A 16,344-nucleotide genomic window follows, 5' to 3' on the forward strand; every position below is an offset into this window, starting at 1 on the left:
GTTAACAATTCAAACTAATTGACCACAAATAACTTTGTTATTTAGTACGCATAATTGGTTACATTATGCAGTTGAACAGATATTTTTTTATTTAGGAAATTAATACTTATATTTATTGCAACTCATAATAAGCCCTTGTATGAGAGCTTTCTTAGCACTAATTGAAAAAGTAAGTTTTAATCATATTTTAACCATTTGACTGTTTTTATTTGTTCTTTGGACCATAACGCTAATACTTTATGTCTAGATGCGTTTTTACTATCCTCATAAACTTCTAAAGGAATAGGAAAATTAAAAGGAGGCGCTTGTAAATTTAATAGCCTCCACTGCCCTGTTAATATATCTTTATTGTTCTTCACATCTATCATCGTTGTAAGTAAACAGTATTCAATATGACTTTCAATAAAGTTATTCAAAACCTTTTTAATATCTTTATTAGAAAGGTGAATGAAACAATCCCTACACAACCAAACATCGGATGCAGGCATATTTTGAGACGTTAGATCAAACTCAATAAAATTTGTTTCTAAATTGAAATAATTTATAAGGTTATCTTGTATTATTTCTTTGACTATATCCCCACCTAAATAAGTAACATTTGAGTAATCTACGTTTTTAAACCAGTTAAAATCTCCGCAAGGGCAGTCAAAAATAGAACTAATCTCGTATTGAGATAAAAACGAGTTAATACCTTTTACCAAGGTTTTTGTTACTAGTTTTTCAGAGCCTGGACCTGACCGGCTTTCATCACTATTCCAAACGTTATTTTTATATATATTGGTAAAAGTATTTTTATACTCACGATTCATAACACGCAATTCTCTTTACCAAAATAGCTGTTTAAAAAAGCAATTTGAAGTTCATATCGTTTATTTAAAATGTTACGCGTTTCAGATGAAACTATGCCAGTTTCACCAATGGCATTAACTTTTTTCGTTAACATTTGTAAGTATTTAGTTTTATCTACAGGTGTACCTAAAAACTCTTCAAGTTCTAAATGAGTTTTATCTCCTTGTGAAACAATATTGTCATAGGATAAAAACAACACATTCGAAAAGTATTTTTTATAATTTTTCAACATATTCTGATAATCATTTAAGCTATCTTGCTGTTTCATCCATTCTTTAGAGTCCGCCATTGTCTCTACTAACATTTTTTCAAAAGTCTCAGGTTCAAAACCTTCGCCGTTATAAACTTTAAGCAGCTTAAAAGCTGATAGAAACCTTTCAGTTGGATTACGAGCAATTAAAATAATTTTACTTTCTTTACCCACAGCCTTAGCTAGCTGTTTAACACCTTCTTCGGGCAAAATCATGTACTCAGGAGTTATTTCCCCCACTTTTTCGTTACCCATTAAACAAGGTCTATAAAGATCCAAGTAGTCAATATTTTTAATTGCTTGGTTAGCGAGTAGTTTATTTGCTCTTAAATAACATTTGTATTTTTTACTTTTTAAATAACCATGTTCGTTAGTTGAGATTATTCTTTCGAGCTCCCTATCAACTTGCTTTCTCGAATATTTTGTTAAAACATCTTGATGTCTAACGTTATAAAGCGTATCGAAGTAATGCAGCTCCTTTACTGGGTGCATAAAAATATTAGTGCACTCATCTAAAATCCTATGTAACAAAGTAGAACCAGCTCGTTGAGACCCTATCCCTATAACAAATTGCGGCTTTTCCATTAATATAACTCTCTTAATTCTTCAACCTGCTTATCCACTAGTCGGATATTAGATTGTTCTATTGTTTGTTTAAACTTGTTCACACTTGTATCAATCTTATTGATTGCTTTAACAACACCTGTTAAATCAGGCTTAATACGTAACCCCGTTTTACCTTCGATAACATCTTCACCTATTCCCCCCAGTTCACTAGCCACAACCCAACAACCGCAAGCAGCAGCTTCTCGGGTCACTAAACCATAACTTTCAGGCCACATAGAGGGGGCAAATAACACGTCCATTTTTTGGTATAAAGCCGTGACACCAGTTTGACTAACACGACCAATAAAGGTCACAGGAACTTTACCCCAAAATGTTTTTTCAATATGCCCTTCATCTTTAGCATGATCGACAATTAACATTTCAATATTTTTAGGCTGTTCCTGCTCTACAGCTTTTTTTAATAAGAAATAACCTTTATGGTTAGCCATACCACCAATATGTGCACAAATAACCTTATCGCTATCAGAAGTATCTTTTTCACCCCACTCAACCGTTGAGCTGATACCATTTTTATTTACCTGTATTTCTGGGTAACCATTCTTACGGTAAATAGCAGCAAAACTTTCTGATACTGTTAATAGATGCTTTGCACCTTTTAATAGCTCTTTAAAATAGATTAAACGTTCAATAGAATCACCTAAATTAACATTGTTAGGTAATGTTCTTGGCGCAAACATATCTGGGTGGCCATCAGGGTAAACATTATCATCAGCATCCACTAAGAATTGATGATCAGAAATCCACCAAGCATCATGTGCAGTAATCACATAAGGAATATCGTTATCTTTAGTTGCTTCAATCACCGAAGCCGTTAAGCGTTGAACACAATGGAAATGCACTATATCAGGCTGCTCAATCTCGATGAATTGCTCAAATAGATCATACATTTCTGGGTCTTGTGCATGCCAATCCATATTTTCACGATATAAAACAGTAGTGCGATAAACAGTGACGCCTTGGTGTTGATAACTCGTGAGTTCATAAGGTGTTGTACAGCGGTCATCAGAGGTAAACACCACTAAGTCGTATTCATCACCATATTCTTGTTGCAATATATCAAAGTTATCTGACACAACACGCGTTGCACCACCTATTGCTTGTGGTGGGAAAAATACATTAACTAAGGCTAGTTTCTTCTTCGCTTTAGTAGACTTAGGTAATAGAGCATCTAAACCTTCAACTAAGCTTTTGCCTAAATGATCAACAGAGTATTCAGTTTCTACTTTTTGTAGGGCGTTACTAGCAATGCTTTCACGTAATTGGTTATCAGTAATCAGGTTATTCAATGCATCAAACCATTCTTGCTCATTACTAGCAATAAACGCATCTTCACCATTAGTTAACACATCTCGATAATTAGCAGTAGTGCTAACCACTGACGGAATACTAAAACAGGCTGCTTCAAACCATTTTAATTCACTCTTACAACCATTTATCTCATCATCATCTAATACCGCTAGGCTAATATCAGCTTGAGCTAAAAATGCCCAATAGGCTTTTACATTTTTTATGGGTGGGACTTGTTGCAATTGCTCTTTATAACGCGCGATAAAAGCTTTAGGTAATTGTAAATATCCAGCAATAACTAAACGAGCGTGCTTATGTTTGTTTAAAATACGCGTTAAAGCAGGTAAAGCTTGATCAATAAAATCACTATTATGAGCCTGGGTGCCACTGCCATAAAAGATGTCAATGGTTTTTTTATGCGACTTATCTTCTTTTCTTATAACGTTTAACTTATCCAACCCATTACGATGCAATAGACAAGTTTTATCCATCACTATATTTTGCAATTTATCACATAGCAATTGAGTAGAAGATATACCAAAACGACATTGTCTAGCAGCAGCATAAAAGCTTGCCATCGACTTACGTAATTCGATATGTGTATCTAAACCAATATAACCACCAAATGAATCGATAGGTGCTGGATAACTCTCTTCAAAGAGTAAATCATCGATTTCATAAAAGGAGGCTTTACCATTAGCATTCACTTGTGCCATGGTTTTTATTACTTCAGGTACGGCAGGCACACGATAAAAGATAACAACATCATGCAAAGCAATTTCATTTTGATGTTGCTCAAGCTTCATCCAATCTACCGTTGTAACTTCTTTACCCTGAGACTCTAATTGCTCTACTTTTTGATCAATACGATAGCGAATACATTGCGGTACATGATAATCCCCAATGATTAACACTTTATCTGTATTTAATATTTTTAGTGATTGCTCATCAACGCCGCCGTAAAAGCTAAAGTATGTTTGATAAATAATATCGCTGTATTCTAAAACTTTTCCTTTTAAGTCTTTACGTTTATCTAACGTAGCGAGCATATGCACACCACCTAGATAATCCCAATAAAACTTTTGAATGAAGTTTTTAAGCAGTTCAAAACTATAGGTAAATTCAGGTCGACTTTTTTGTAGCTGGGTTAAGAAGGTAACACCGCGTTTAAATTCAGATTGTTTTTCAAAACAAAGTAATAAACGCTCAATTACTTGCAAAGAGAGCTTTTCAGAAGCATCAACTAAGTGTTGGTAGGCTTTTTCTGCATCTCGATAGTTTTGCTTATTAAAGAAATAATCCCCTACTAAAGTCATTAACTTACTGTCATCAAAAGTAGAGATAAAACGAACCGCTTCAGTTGTACGCTGCTGTTGCTCATAACAAAGTAAAAGGTTATTAACTAAAGAAGTCGTCGCTTTTCTTACTTTAGGAGAGGTTATTAAAAGAGCAGACTTATAAATTTCTTGTGCAGTTCTATAATCCCTTTGATCTAAATAGGTGTGCCCTAAATGCGCTAAAGCATCACAGCTCTCATTAAAATATAATGCCATTTGCCAGGCTGTACGTGCAGATTCTAAACTAATATTTTTTTTGTTTTTTTTATACTCTAAATAACATTTATTAGCTAATTGATCATAAAAGTCAGAATTTTTAACGACATCTTCGTAAAAGCGAATAGGTTGTCTAATATTACCAACAGCAACATTCAATACATCCATTGCAGTAAGCATGTACTCATTGTTTAACGCGATGGTTTTATTGATATCCAGCTTTTTAATATCTAGGTAAACACTACCGGAGTTTTGCTGCGCCCACTCTTCTAATGTTTTAACTCTACTCTCTGCTTTACCATTAGTCAGCCAGTGGATCTTAGCTTGCTGTAAAGAGGTTATTCCTGCTTCAAATAAATCAGGATAATAAGCGAGGTAAAAATCTAAATCTAATTCGAAGTCGAACTCTGCCATAGACTTTACGCCTTTAGCATAGAGCATTGCCTCTAAATTAGGGAAACGCCCCTCTTTTTTACCGGTAAAGTGCCAGTGATTCTTTAAGCGTTTATTAGATAACTCGCTTAAATCTGGATAACTGGCACGGTAAAAATCAACATCTAAGCTGCTTTCATGAGCAGTAATAAGACGACTCATGATTTTTGTTTTTACACTCATTTTTTGGCGGCCTCTAGTAGCTCACTCCACCAAGCTTCATTTGTTAAATACCATTCAACCGTCTTTTTAATCCCTGTTTCAAAGGACTCAACTGGCTTGTAACCTAGTTCATTATTGGTTTTAGTTGCATCAATTGCATAGCGCCAGTCATGACCTGCACGGTCTTCAACAAAGGTAATTAACTCTTCGGCTTTGTTGGCTAATGCAGATTTAGCTGTTGGGTATTTAGCCGCTAATTCAGGGGTATTTTGAAACTGTTCGTTAAGCATAATGCACACTAGTTTAACGATATCGATATTCGCCCATTCATTATGGCCACCAATATTGTAGTTTTCACCTAAGCGACCTTTGTTTAATACCAATTCGATACCACGTGCGTGATCTTCTACATATAACCAATCACGAATTTGCTGACCATCACCGTAAACAGGTAGTGGTTTGTCATGCAAAATATTAGTAATAATTAACGGGATCAGTTTCTCTGGGAAGTGGTACGGCCCATAGTTATTTGAACAGTTTGATGTCGTTACTTCTAAGCCATAAGTATGGTGGTAAGCACGCACTAAGTGGTCACTTGCTGCTTTTGATGCTGAGTAAGGTGAGTTTGGTGCGTACGCAGTGTCTTCAGTAAAGGCTGGATCATGAGGACCTAATTCACCGTATACTTCATCGGTTGATACATGATGGAAACGGTGTTTAAGTGGTGCTTCGCCTTTCGCTTTAGGTTCATCAATCCATACTTTTTTGGCTGCTTTTAATAGGCTATATGTACCAATAATATTGGTTTCAATGAACGCATCTGGCCCAGTGATTGAACGGTCAACGTGAGACTCTGCTGCAAAGTGAACTAAAGTATCAATGCTATATTCTTTTAGTAAGCTTTCCACTAACGCAGTATCGCAAATATCACCATGAGCAAATACAAAATTTGGATTATCTTCAACAGAGGCTAAGCTCTCACGATTACCCGCATAGGTTAAGGCATCTAACACCACTACTTTATCTTGTGGGTTGTTTGCTAACCAATATAAAACGTAGTTTGCACCAATAAAACCTGCGCCGCCTGTTACTAATAAGTTTCGTTTTTCCATATATTGTTACTACCTTTTAAACTTAAAATTATGTTCTTTGTGTGAAGGCTAAGGGGGCAGCCTTAAGGGACAAGAGGAAAGGCTCAAGGAGCAAGATGAAAGCCTCAGAGGCAAGATAAACTGTTCTTGCCTTGAAGCGAATCACCCTTGTAGCTCTAATCTTGTACCTTAAAGCAAAGCACCCTTTTAGCTTGTACCTTTAACCTTGTTCCTTGAAGCAAAGCGCTCTTGTCGCTTTAACCTCGTACCTTGAAGCAAAGCACCCTTGCCGCTTTAACCTTGTTCCTTGTACCTTTAACCTGAACCTTGTACCTTCACATCCCTTTTCTTACTGCCATTAAACTAGCTATCATTCTTGATATTTCTTCTGCTTCTTTTACCCAAAGCATACCTGTTTCTTTTTCTATATAGTTAATTTCAATGCCAATATAAATTTGAGTGCTTAGCTCACCGCATGAACCTTTGGCATACGACAGAAAGTTAATAAACTCTTTATTACTTTTTCTCTCATAGCCCTCTGCAACATTAGATGGAACTGAAAGTGAGGAGCGTGTAATTTGATCTTTAAAGCCAAAGTCTCTTGAAGTTTGGAAGTATTTATATATTTCAGCAGATAACCTTGCAGAACGTTTCCACACAGCTAAATCTTCAAATCGCATAATCCCCTCCTATACCTTGCCGCTTGTACCTTTAGCCTTGTACCTCGCTCCTTAAACCTTCTACCTCTCGCCTTCGGCGAGTTCATCCATCATTGCCGATAGTTGTTTACGCCAATGAATAGTTTCAATACCGCTTGCTTGTTCAGCAGTGCTTTTATCAATCACACTAAAGCTGGGTCTTGTCGCTGGTGTTGGGTAAGCACTCGCAGGAATTGGACGTACTGGGATTGCCTTTTCTAACATCCCTTTCTCAATTGCTAACTCTTGAATGGCTACCGCGAAGTCATACCATGAGCACACGCCGGCATCAGTCCAATGTAATTTTAATGCATCACCTATTGGTGGGTTTTGGTCGCTGGCGATTAACGCCCAAATCATTTCTGCTAAACCTTTTGCCCAGGTTGGCGTGCCTACTTGGTCATAAACGATACCTAACTGATCTTTTTCAGCCATTAAGCGCAGCATGGTTTTTACGAAGTTATTGCCATTGACGGAATAGACCCATGCGGTGCGAATGATGGTGGCTTGCTCGCGAAGAATTTCGTTGATTTTTATATCGCCAGCTAGCTTTGATGCACCATAAACATTGATAGGATTAGTAATATCATTAGTTTGATAAGGAGTGGTTTTGGTACCATCGAACACAAAATCGGTAGAAACGTGGATCAGTTTTGCCGACACTTTTTTACAAGCGTTAGCGATATATTCGCTACCTAAATCATTAACTGCGTAAGCGGTTTCTGTATCACTTTCAGCTTTATCAACGGCTGTATAAGCAGCAGCATTAATAACAACGTCAGGTTGAAATTGCGTGATGGTTTGATTCACTTGCTCTGCATTGGTGATATCGAGTTCTTCTACTGAACAACTAAGTAATTGTATGCCTTGTGGCGCTAGCTTTTCTAATTCCCACGCGAGCTGACCGCCCTTCCCTGTAATTAATACTTTCATAGCAACCTTACTTGTTTTCAATTGTTTGTTTTTGTTACTTTTGTTTTTTACTATCCAAAAGTGATACTAAAAGCGCTACTTTACCGAAAAAATGAGATCGAGTCACTTTCCCTTTACAAAAATAAGACATTTTTTTGCACAAAGTCGCGTCATTGAGACTACTTAAAATAGCGAGGGTTTCATCCTCACTTAATTTATTTTTTTGTTCGAACTGTTTAAAGGCAATAGCTTGATTAATAATGCCTTGTTGGCTTTTTTTAAATTGGCGTAAATGGTGAGTAAATTTAAAAAGCAAAGAGCTCAAACTGCGTTCACGTGCACCAATGGTGTTGTGATGGTGCTGACGATATTGGATCAATGCTTTGTCTATAAACACTATCTCTCCACAACGATGCGCCACTAGTGCTAACCACCAATCGTGCATGTAAGCTTGCTCTGGTATTGGTAAGGCTTTTTCCATTAATGCGCGATTAAATAAGGTGGTGCAGCCAGAGACTACGTTCTGTTGGCATAGTTGTTTAAATGTGCGATGCCAATCTTTGCTGATGTTCTTTAAGCTAAAGTAGCTATGGCAAATGAGTTGCAGCTCTTCATCTACAATTTGTTTATCGCTGAAGACTAATATTGGCGTTTGAGGTGATAACCTACTTTCTGCTTGTTTTAAGTGCTGTATCGAAAGGCTGATTTTTTCAGGGAACCAAATATCATCTTGGTCGCACAGCATGAGGTAGTTCGCCGAGGTTTTAGTTACCCCGTAAGCAAAATTATGACTCGGCCCGTGTAAACCACTTTCGTTGAGGTGTAGCTCTATTCGATGATCTTGTTTAGCAAGGTCTTGAATAAGACAAATGGTATTATCCGTTGAACCATCATCTATAACAATTAAACGAGAGACTAAAGCATGATAGTCAACACAGGCTTGAATTGATCGCACCTGCTCTTCTAAAAATCGCTCACCGTTGTAGGTCGCTAATACAATATCAATCATTTTTTATATCTGTTTTGATATTCAAGACGCGAGGTTAATGCGGTTTCTTGTTTTTTAGAGAAGGAGTATTTGAAAACGCTTTGTACATGCCAAAAAAAGTATTTACTCAAGAATTGTTTGCTGGCACAACGTCTAAAATGCACGGCTTTAACTTGCTCTAAGTATTGTAATGGATAACCCGCTTTGTTGGCTCTGAAACTAAAGTCGATATCTTCACAATACATGTAATAACGTTCGTCTAAGCCGTTGAGTTGATTGTAAACATCTGCTTTTACCGCTAGAAAGGCACAGCTTGCCCAGTAGAGTTTGTTTTTCTTTAAGCCTCTAGTGCGATTAACCATGGTTGACCGGTCGTTAAGTAAATAGGTTTTAACGAAGCTAGAGAATTTAGGATAAAGGCGAATATTGTCGTCATGCACCATCTCTTCTCTATCTAAGTACAGGTTCGCAACACCTAGGTTAATATCACCATGCTTTAAGGCAGCGATTAACTGCAGTATGTTTCGTTTGGTAATGAAGACATCTGGGTTGAGTAGCAGAAAGTAATCATCTTCTGTCATGCCTAGCTCAAACTTACAATACATGTAATTAGCATTGTTGTTAGCAGAGAAGCCTTGTTCATGACCGTTGGCTAAGTAATGAGCGTTGTATTTATCACAGTATCTTTTTAGCTTGCCAACGGGATCATTGTCTCGACATACGACGGTTATTTCATCGTATTTCGAGAGTGCTTTAATAGTGCCTAGGTTAATGATCACATCATGATGGCGGTGAGACACTATTGAGATGAAAATGCGCATTAATTAAAACTTTGGTGCATCAGTAAAACTTAAACCTGCTTCATCTTTGGCAGAGAGTAATGGTTTTTTATCTGCTACGATTGGCCAATCAATGTTGAGTGATGGGTCGTCCCATTTTAGAGAGACTTCTGCATTTGGGTTGTAAATATCCGTGCATTTGTAAACGAACTCAGCTTCGTCAGTGGTGACGTAAAACCCGTGTGCAAAGCCTTCTGGCACCCACAGTTGACGTTTGTTTTCAGCTGAGAGTAATACACCAGCCCATTGGCCGAATGTTGGAGAGTCTTTACGCATATCAACGGCAACATCAAATACTTCACCTTTGGTGACACGAACGAGCTTACCTTGAGTGTTTTCAGTTTGGTAATGCAAACCACGTAGGATACCGTGACTAGATTTGCTGTGGTTTTCTTGTACAAACTCACGCTCACCACAGTGTTCGTTAAATAATGATGTACGGAATGTTTCCATAAAGAAACCACGTTCATCACCAAATACTTGTGGTTCAATAATTTTCACATCAGGAATATTCGTTTCAATAAATTTCATAAATACACTCAGTTATAAGTTGAAAGTTACAAGTTACAAGTTAAAAGGCTAAAGTTAAAAGTTAACAGTCAAAATCAACACACTAAGATCAAAGTCAACACACAAAAAACAAAACACTGCAGGCTGAAGCCAGCGCCCCTTAAAGATGTTTCGTCACTTACTATATTATTCGTCAATTTTATTGCATCAAAGCTCAACACTTTCGCTCATCGCATAGCAGTGCGATAGCTATCAAGCAAAGCTTGATACTTGGGGCGCTTGGCGAATCAACCGTCAGGTTGGTCTCATGAGCGGGTAAGCTCTGCGCACCCTTTTTTTTAGCCTGCAGATCTTTTGTGTTGGCTTTTGAAGCTTTTATATCGTTTTATTACAAAGCACTAAATCAAAATCAACACACTAAGGTCAAAGTCAACACACAAAAAACAAAACACTGCAGGCTGAAGCCAGCGCCCCTGAAGATGTTTCGTAACTTACGTCACATCAACACACTAAAACCAAAGTCAAAAGACTAAGATCAAAGTCAACACACTTAAACACTGCAAGCTAAAGCATGCGCCCCTAAAGATGTTTCGCATACTTCAATGTTTTTCGAAATGGCGAAACACAAAAATCAAAAGACTAAAATCAAAAGACTAAAATCAAAATCAACACCTTCGCTCATCGCATAACAGTGCGATAGCTATCAAGCAAAACTTGATACTTGGGGCGCTGGCTTTAGCCTGCAGATCTTTTGTGTTGGCTTTTGAAGCTTTTATTACAAAGTACTAAATCAAAATCAACACACTAAGGTCAAAGTCAACACACAAAAAAACACTGCAGGCTGAAAAAAGGAATCGCAGAGCTCTTCCGCTCATTACCCTAGCCTGTCGGCTAATTCGCTCAGCGGCCCTAAAGATGTTTCGTCACTTACGTCACATCAACACACTAAAACCAAAGTCAAAAGGCTAAGTTCAAAAGTCAACACACAAAAAACAAAACACTGCAGGCTGAAGCCAGCACCCCTGAAGATGTTTCGTAACTTACGTCACATCAACACACTAAAACCAAAGTCAAAAGGCTAAGATCAAAGTCAACACACTAAAACCAAAGCCTGAAAAAAGGAATCGCAGAGCTTTTCCGCTCATTGCCCCTAAAGATGTTACGTGCTTGGTAGTATTCTTACTTCTAGTAGGCTTAGTAAATATTCACCGTAACCTGACTTCTTTAATGGCGCGGCTAGTTCTTTGATACCGTCTGCGTCTATGTATCCCATGCGGAATGCTATTTCGCCTGGGCAGCATACTTTTAAGCCTTGACGCTTTTCGATGGCACGGATGTATAGTGCTGCATCTAGTAAGTCATCTAATGTGCCTGTATCTAACCATGCGGTACCGCGGCCCATTACTTCTACTTTTAATGTTTTATTATCAAGGTATTGTGAAATAACATCTGTTATTTCTAACTCGCCACGCGGTGACGGTTTAACATTTTTTGCGAATTCAACAACGTCTGCATCGAAGAAGTATAACCCTGGTACAGCATAAGATGATTTCGGTTTTTCTGGTTTTTCTTCAATTGAAATTGCTTGGCCTGCTTCATCAAATTCAACTACGCCGTAAGAAGTTGGGTTTGCAACGTAGTAACCGAAAACTGTTGCCCCTTTCTCTTGTTTGTTGGCTTTTTGCAGCGATTTAGCTAAATCATGGCCGTAGAATAAGTTATCACCTAGGATCAATGCAGCTGGAGAGCCATCTAAAAATTCTTCTGCTAGTAGGAAGGCTTGTGCTAAACCATCTGGACTAGGTTGCACTACATATTCAATGCTCACGCCCCATTGTGAACCATCTTTTAACAGTTCTTGAAAACGTGGTAGTTCTAATGGCGTAGAGATGATTAATATTTCAGTAATCCCAGCCATAAATAGGTTTGATAACGGATAGTAGATCATTGGTTTATCATAAACAGGCATTAGTTGTTTACTCACCACTTTAGTCAGTGGATAAAGTCGTGTACCTGAACCACCAGCTAAGATAATCCCTTTGCGGTTTAATGGGTTATTATTCATTTTCATTCCTTTCCGTTTTTTGAGAGTTGAAATAATAAAAACTATTTCAATTCTTTAATTGTGCTAATAATTATTTTACCGATACCAAATGCAAGGCTTAACAACAGTAAAAACAATGAGATATTATAAATCACATCAGGATATTTACTGTCCTCACTCAAAGTTGCTTTTTCAACGGTAATTAAATATTTCAATTGGCGATAAGCCTCTATTCGAGACTTTTCTAATGAAATTTGCGATGACGTATAAGCTTGCAACGCTAAATCCATTTTGATTTTATAGTCAGTGAATCGAGAGAGAAGTTCACTGACTGGCACTTCATCTAACCCAGTTTGTGACAACTTATCTCTTTCTACTTCCAACTGAGCATTTAATGCGGATAACTCATTTTTTAAGCCTTGCACTTGTGGTGAGCTGTCACTCATGATCGCTTTTAGGGTTTTTATCTCGGTTTGCTTAGTGGCGATTTGGCTTTCAATGGTATTGGTAATAGTTTGTTTTGCTGTGCCTTCTGCCGTTGGGTCGAGTAGATTATATTTTTGCTGAAAAACCAGTAAGTCTTTCTGTGCAGCAGTAAAGCGTTCTTCAATGCGTTTATGTTCACCTTGCATAAAACTAAGCTGTGCATTGGCGAGTTGATGCCCTATGGAGTTAATAAACCATTCGGCTCTTTCCACGATAGTGTTAGTCAACAACTGAGCATACTCGCTGTCAAACCCTTGTGCTGCGATGGTAATCACACCAGAGGATTCATCCAAGACAACATCCACATGGTTTTGATAATATTGGTTTAATGCTTCTTTAGAGTCGTCGTTATGAATACGGCTAAAGAAGTCAATATTAGATTGAGAATAATGTTCTCTTAAAGTAATTTTATTATTCAAGTACTCGATCATATCGTTAGAATAGATATAAGCTTTTACGAGTTCAGGATCTGAATTACTGTTACCCCCGGTTAATCCTGTTAATAACGCCATACCAGAATCCATAGTGGAAGCACTGTCAGGCTGTTGCACAATGACTTTAGCTTGACTTTCATATCGGTCGGTCGCCCAAAGAAATTGATAGGCAGCAAAGATTAAGGTTGGTAATACAACGCAAGCAAGAAAAGGTGAACGTTTTAATTTAGCAACAACTGACTTATTCTTCGACCCTTTATTTTTTTGTACAGCAACTTTTGGCTGCTGCGCTGTCGCGGTTTGTTTTTGTTGAAGGTTGTTGACCCTAATTAAAATACGATCAGATAATTCAGCGTCTGCTTCTTTTAATTCTTTTGCTTTTGATTGTAAAAACTCAATATTATTAAATTCTGATGGTTTGATTGAACTTTTAAATTCATTAAATCGTTTTTCTAACATAAATAACTATAAAGGCTATAGGCGATAACACCTAAAGGCTTGAGAATTAATAAAAGCTTTAAGCATTTCTACTTAAGCCCTGAAAAGTTAAATCGTTATCTTTGATTACTGATTAACGACTTATCACTTGCTTCCAACTAATGTGGTAACAAGCTAATGCAAAAAACACACTACATAAAGTAAACATATCTAAATAAAATTGGCTAACACCTTCATTACCATAACTTGGGTATGCGGCATAACGAGTTAATTCAACAGCATGTAAAAAAGGATTCCAATCTAGATAATGCCAATATTCTCTGGGGATATCTTGCAAACTAAAGAAAATTCCAGAGATGAAAAACATAGGGCGCATAAGCATTGCTTGTATCTTAGCGAATTCAGGTATAAAGCTAGTGAGGATCGCAGCTAATACCCCGATACTAGATGAGATTAACCATACTTGAATAAAAATAATAATAATTGATATTGGGTCATATACTTCTATATCAAAGTGAAGCAAATATGAAATAAAAACCAATAGTACAACTACAAATATTTTAATTAAAAAGCTAAATAATGAAATTGCAATAACAGAACTAATTGGTTGCACTTGTCTAAAGGCATAAAGCGGTTTATTTTTTTTTATTGCTGATGATGTTGATCCAACTAACCCCATAAAAAATTGAATTAGAATCATACCGTATAACATAAAAAAGAAAGTGGGTATGGTATGCGTTTCGCCTCCATCTAACCTACCTCGGAAAAACGACATGGCCATTATAAAAATAACCGGAGATAAAACAGCCCAAGCTATGCCCAATTTATCATTAAATTTGCTTCGAATTTCCCGCAAAAAAATCGCAAATATGACATCTCCCCAAATTTTTAGGGTTGAGCGTTTTTGAACTAAAGCCATGCTAAAGCCCAGCCTGTTTAGTCAATAATGGCATATGAAAACAGATCATTAGTTAACGGCCACATTCGCTGCAACAGCTATTTGATAAACTATTTGTGTGATATCTTTAACTGACTGAATAATTTTTGTATCCACTTTCGGTAGTACTAATACTTGATCACCACGGTTTATTTTAATCGATTTGGCATCTTTATCATCTTTAGCAAATATCACCATGCCATTAGCACGTACGATTGAAATACGCTCATCGTCAGCTCTGTCAGTAAAGCCCCCTGCCCATGCAACGTAATCGTCTAATGTTGCGTTAGGGTTATAAACAATCGCTTGCGGTACAAGTACTTCACCACCAACGTTAATTAAGTCGGTGTAATGTGGGATGACAATTTGGTCGCCCTTTTCTAATAAGATGTCTGCAGTGACACCGTTATCAGACACAATCACTTTGCCTAATGGTTGAACTTGACGTGCTTTTTCAACAAATTGCATTACCAATTCTGCTTCTTTTGCTCGAATTGATGCTTCGCCATCCGATGATGCTGGTGCAGTGAAGACACTGCGCTCAAGTTTATCTAATGAGTCGTCTAATATTTGTTTTTGGCGTTCCGCTACACTTTTTCTTAAAACATAAATAGATTTGTTATCGGTTAACTGAGGCACAATTGGAATAGCATTTAATACGTCATGTAAGTGCGCGCTTTTCTTAACAGCAAAGTAAGATGGGCCTAGGTAGCTGCCTGATACTTGTACATCAATAACTTGTGCATGATTATCGTCGTTAAATACTAAACTATCGCCATCTTGCAGTGTGTAGTTTAAGAAGTCTTTGTAAGTCAAGTAAACAGAGAACGGCCCACTTGCACGTGTACCAAATACTCCAACATGACTTATTTTCACGAGTGGTTTCGCGTATTCAGCTAGTTCACTGCCTTTGGTTTGTTTTTTCTTTAGCTCGAAGCGGAATGGGTTTTTAACACCACCAGAAACATTCACTGCGGATTTTTGTGGTTTAACTAATATGACATCTTTATCTTTAAAGGTGATGCTTGGTAATTGCCCAGTTTGCACGAAGTCATACAGGTCGACTTCTTGTAAAATTTTATTATCTCGAATAATTTGGATGCTGCGGTAACTACCACGCTCTGTGTCTATTCCACCTGCTCGTTTCAAGTAATACAAGACGCTGTCTGAAGCCATGCCTGCATATTGCCCTGGTCGAACAATGGCACCAGAAAGGTATACACTTACAGGCGTTGCAGTAAGTAAGTTTACGTAAACTTCAACATTATTGGTGTAAATGGCTTTGATTTTTGATTGTACTAGTTGGTTAACGTCACTGGCTGGTACGTCTAATACATTGATTGGCCCGATATTAGGTATGAAGATGTTACCTTGGTTGTCGACGGTCACCACACTGCTATAGGAAACTGCGCCCCATATCCAGATATTGATTTGGTCGCCTGCTGCTATCAAATAGTTTTCATTTAAGCCATCAACACGTTCTGTTTCATAACCACCGGCAAATAAGTTAGCGCCATAGGGTGGTGGATTGTCTTCGCCCGATGAAGGTAATAGCTCACGTACATCAACTTCACCCGGGAGCAAGATACCTGAACGAGCTTGGCTTTGATAAGAGCCAATACTGTTGCTTGCAGCATCGTCATTGGCTTCTATTTGTGGAATACCTGAACTTGTGCTGTTTTGTAGGTCAATTGAACTTGGCTCAAAGGCTGCATAGGCGTTTGGCATGATCAACGCACTGCTAAGTAACCAAACTGTGATTTTTTTAAGAATATTCATATTATGCTCAACGTCATTAATAAGTGTT

General features: G+C 37.5%; 13 protein-coding genes. All 13 read right to left on the minus strand.

Annotation, left to right across the window (positions count from 1 at the left end):
* Positions 1-176: 176 nt before the first annotated feature.
* Positions 177-809, minus strand: a complete 633-nt coding sequence (locus AC0L3W_RS10820) for a hypothetical protein (RefSeq protein ID WP_409438911.1) — start codon at positions 807-809, stop codon at positions 177-179.
* Positions 806-1,684 (minus strand): sulfotransferase, encoded by an 879-nt coding sequence (locus AC0L3W_RS10825; RefSeq protein WP_409438910.1) that lies wholly within the window; start codon positions 1,682-1,684, stop codon positions 806-808. The genes AC0L3W_RS10820 and AC0L3W_RS10825 overlap by 4 nt, the downstream gene beginning before the upstream one ends.
* The gene (locus AC0L3W_RS10830) at positions 1,684-5,181 is read right to left on the minus strand and encodes a glycosyltransferase (protein ID WP_409438909.1); all 3,498 of its coding nucleotides are present in this window, start codon (positions 5,179-5,181) and stop codon (positions 1,684-1,686) included. Before AC0L3W_RS10830 ends, AC0L3W_RS10825 begins: the two co-directional genes overlap by 1 nt.
* Entirely contained in the window at positions 5,178-6,272 is a 1,095-nt protein-coding gene (gene rfbB / locus AC0L3W_RS10835; protein WP_409438908.1) for a dTDP-glucose 4,6-dehydratase, read from the minus strand. The genes AC0L3W_RS10830 and rfbB overlap by 4 nt, the downstream gene beginning before the upstream one ends.
* 314 nt (positions 6,273-6,586) lie before the next feature.
* Positions 6,587-6,931 carry a four helix bundle protein gene (locus AC0L3W_RS10840; protein ID WP_409438907.1) on the minus strand — a complete coding sequence of 115 codons (345 nt, stop codon included), beginning with the start codon at positions 6,929-6,931 and terminating at the stop codon, positions 6,587-6,589.
* Between the two features lie 60 nt (positions 6,932-6,991).
* Positions 6,992-7,882: a dTDP-4-dehydrorhamnose reductase gene (gene rfbD, locus AC0L3W_RS10845; RefSeq protein ID WP_409438906.1), complete on the minus strand. Its 891-nt coding sequence runs from the start codon at positions 7,880-7,882 to the stop codon at positions 6,992-6,994.
* Positions 7,883-7,916: 34 nt separating this feature from the next.
* Positions 7,917-8,870 (minus strand): glycosyltransferase family 2 protein, encoded by a 954-nt coding sequence (locus tag AC0L3W_RS10850; RefSeq protein WP_409438905.1) that lies wholly within the window; start codon positions 8,868-8,870, stop codon positions 7,917-7,919.
* Positions 8,867-9,670 (minus strand): glycosyltransferase family protein, encoded by an 804-nt coding sequence (locus AC0L3W_RS10855; RefSeq protein ID WP_409438904.1) that lies wholly within the window; start codon positions 9,668-9,670, stop codon positions 8,867-8,869. Before AC0L3W_RS10855 ends, AC0L3W_RS10850 begins: the two co-directional genes overlap by 4 nt.
* Positions 9,671-9,673: 3 nt before the next feature.
* Positions 9,674-10,219, minus strand: a complete 546-nt coding sequence (gene rfbC, locus AC0L3W_RS10860) for a dTDP-4-dehydrorhamnose 3,5-epimerase (protein ID WP_409438903.1) — start codon at positions 10,217-10,219, stop codon at positions 9,674-9,676.
* A 1,138-nt stretch (positions 10,220-11,357) separates the two neighbouring features.
* Positions 11,358-12,263 (minus strand): glucose-1-phosphate thymidylyltransferase RfbA, encoded by a 906-nt coding sequence (rfbA, locus tag AC0L3W_RS10865; RefSeq protein ID WP_290040706.1) that lies wholly within the window; start codon positions 12,261-12,263, stop codon positions 11,358-11,360.
* A gap of 41 nt (positions 12,264-12,304) precedes the next feature.
* Entirely contained in the window at positions 12,305-13,621 is a 1,317-nt protein-coding gene (locus AC0L3W_RS10870) for a KpsE/RkpR family capsule polysaccharide export protein (protein WP_409438902.1), read from the minus strand.
* Positions 13,622-13,733: 112 nt separating this feature from the next.
* The gene (locus AC0L3W_RS10875) at positions 13,734-14,519 is read right to left on the minus strand and encodes an ABC transporter permease (RefSeq protein WP_409438901.1); all 786 of its coding nucleotides are present in this window, start codon (positions 14,517-14,519) and stop codon (positions 13,734-13,736) included.
* A 48-nt stretch (positions 14,520-14,567) separates the two neighbouring features.
* Complete coding sequence (locus AC0L3W_RS10880; protein WP_409438900.1) at positions 14,568-16,316, minus strand: polysaccharide biosynthesis/export family protein; 1,749 nt, start codon at positions 16,314-16,316, stop codon at positions 14,568-14,570.
* Between the last annotated feature and the right edge of the window lie 28 nt (positions 16,317-16,344).

Source organism: Psychromonas sp. KJ10-5 (assembly GCF_055808325.1).

What these genes read in the sequence shown, in the direction of transcription:
- AC0L3W_RS10875 (WP_409438901.1), bottom strand. Translation starts at nt 14,519, where the DNA reads ATGGCTTTAGTTCAAAAACGCTCAACCCTAAAAATTTGGGGAGATGTC.
- AC0L3W_RS10880 (WP_409438900.1), bottom strand. Translation starts at nt 16,316, where the DNA reads ATGAATATTCTTAAAAAAATCACAGTTTGGTTACTTAGCAGTGCGTTG.
- AC0L3W_RS10850 (WP_409438905.1), bottom strand. Translation starts at nt 8,870, where the DNA reads ATGATTGATATTGTATTAGCGACCTACAACGGTGAGCGATTTTTAGAA.
- rfbC (WP_409438903.1), bottom strand. Translation starts at nt 10,219, where the DNA reads ATGAAATTTATTGAAACGAATATTCCTGATGTGAAAATTATTGAACCA.
- rfbB (WP_409438908.1), bottom strand. Translation starts at nt 6,272, where the DNA reads ATGGAAAAACGAAACTTATTAGTAACAGGCGGCGCAGGTTTTATTGGT.
- AC0L3W_RS10825 (WP_409438910.1), bottom strand. Translation starts at nt 1,684, where the DNA reads ATGGAAAAGCCGCAATTTGTTATAGGGATAGGGTCTCAACGAGCTGGT.
- AC0L3W_RS10870 (WP_409438902.1), bottom strand. Translation starts at nt 13,621, where the DNA reads ATGTTAGAAAAACGATTTAATGAATTTAAAAGTTCAATCAAACCATCA.
- AC0L3W_RS10820 (WP_409438911.1), bottom strand. Translation starts at nt 809, where the DNA reads ATGAATCGTGAGTATAAAAATACTTTTACCAATATATATAAAAATAAC.
- AC0L3W_RS10840 (WP_409438907.1), bottom strand. Translation starts at nt 6,931, where the DNA reads ATGCGATTTGAAGATTTAGCTGTGTGGAAACGTTCTGCAAGGTTATCT.
- AC0L3W_RS10830 (WP_409438909.1), bottom strand. Translation starts at nt 5,181, where the DNA reads ATGAGTGTAAAAACAAAAATCATGAGTCGTCTTATTACTGCTCATGAA.
- rfbD (WP_409438906.1), bottom strand. Translation starts at nt 7,882, where the DNA reads ATGAAAGTATTAATTACAGGGAAGGGCGGTCAGCTCGCGTGGGAATTA.
- rfbA (WP_290040706.1), bottom strand. Translation starts at nt 12,263, where the DNA reads ATGAATAATAACCCATTAAACCGCAAAGGGATTATCTTAGCTGGTGGT.
- AC0L3W_RS10855 (WP_409438904.1), bottom strand. Translation starts at nt 9,670, where the DNA reads ATGCGCATTTTCATCTCAATAGTGTCTCACCGCCATCATGATGTGATC.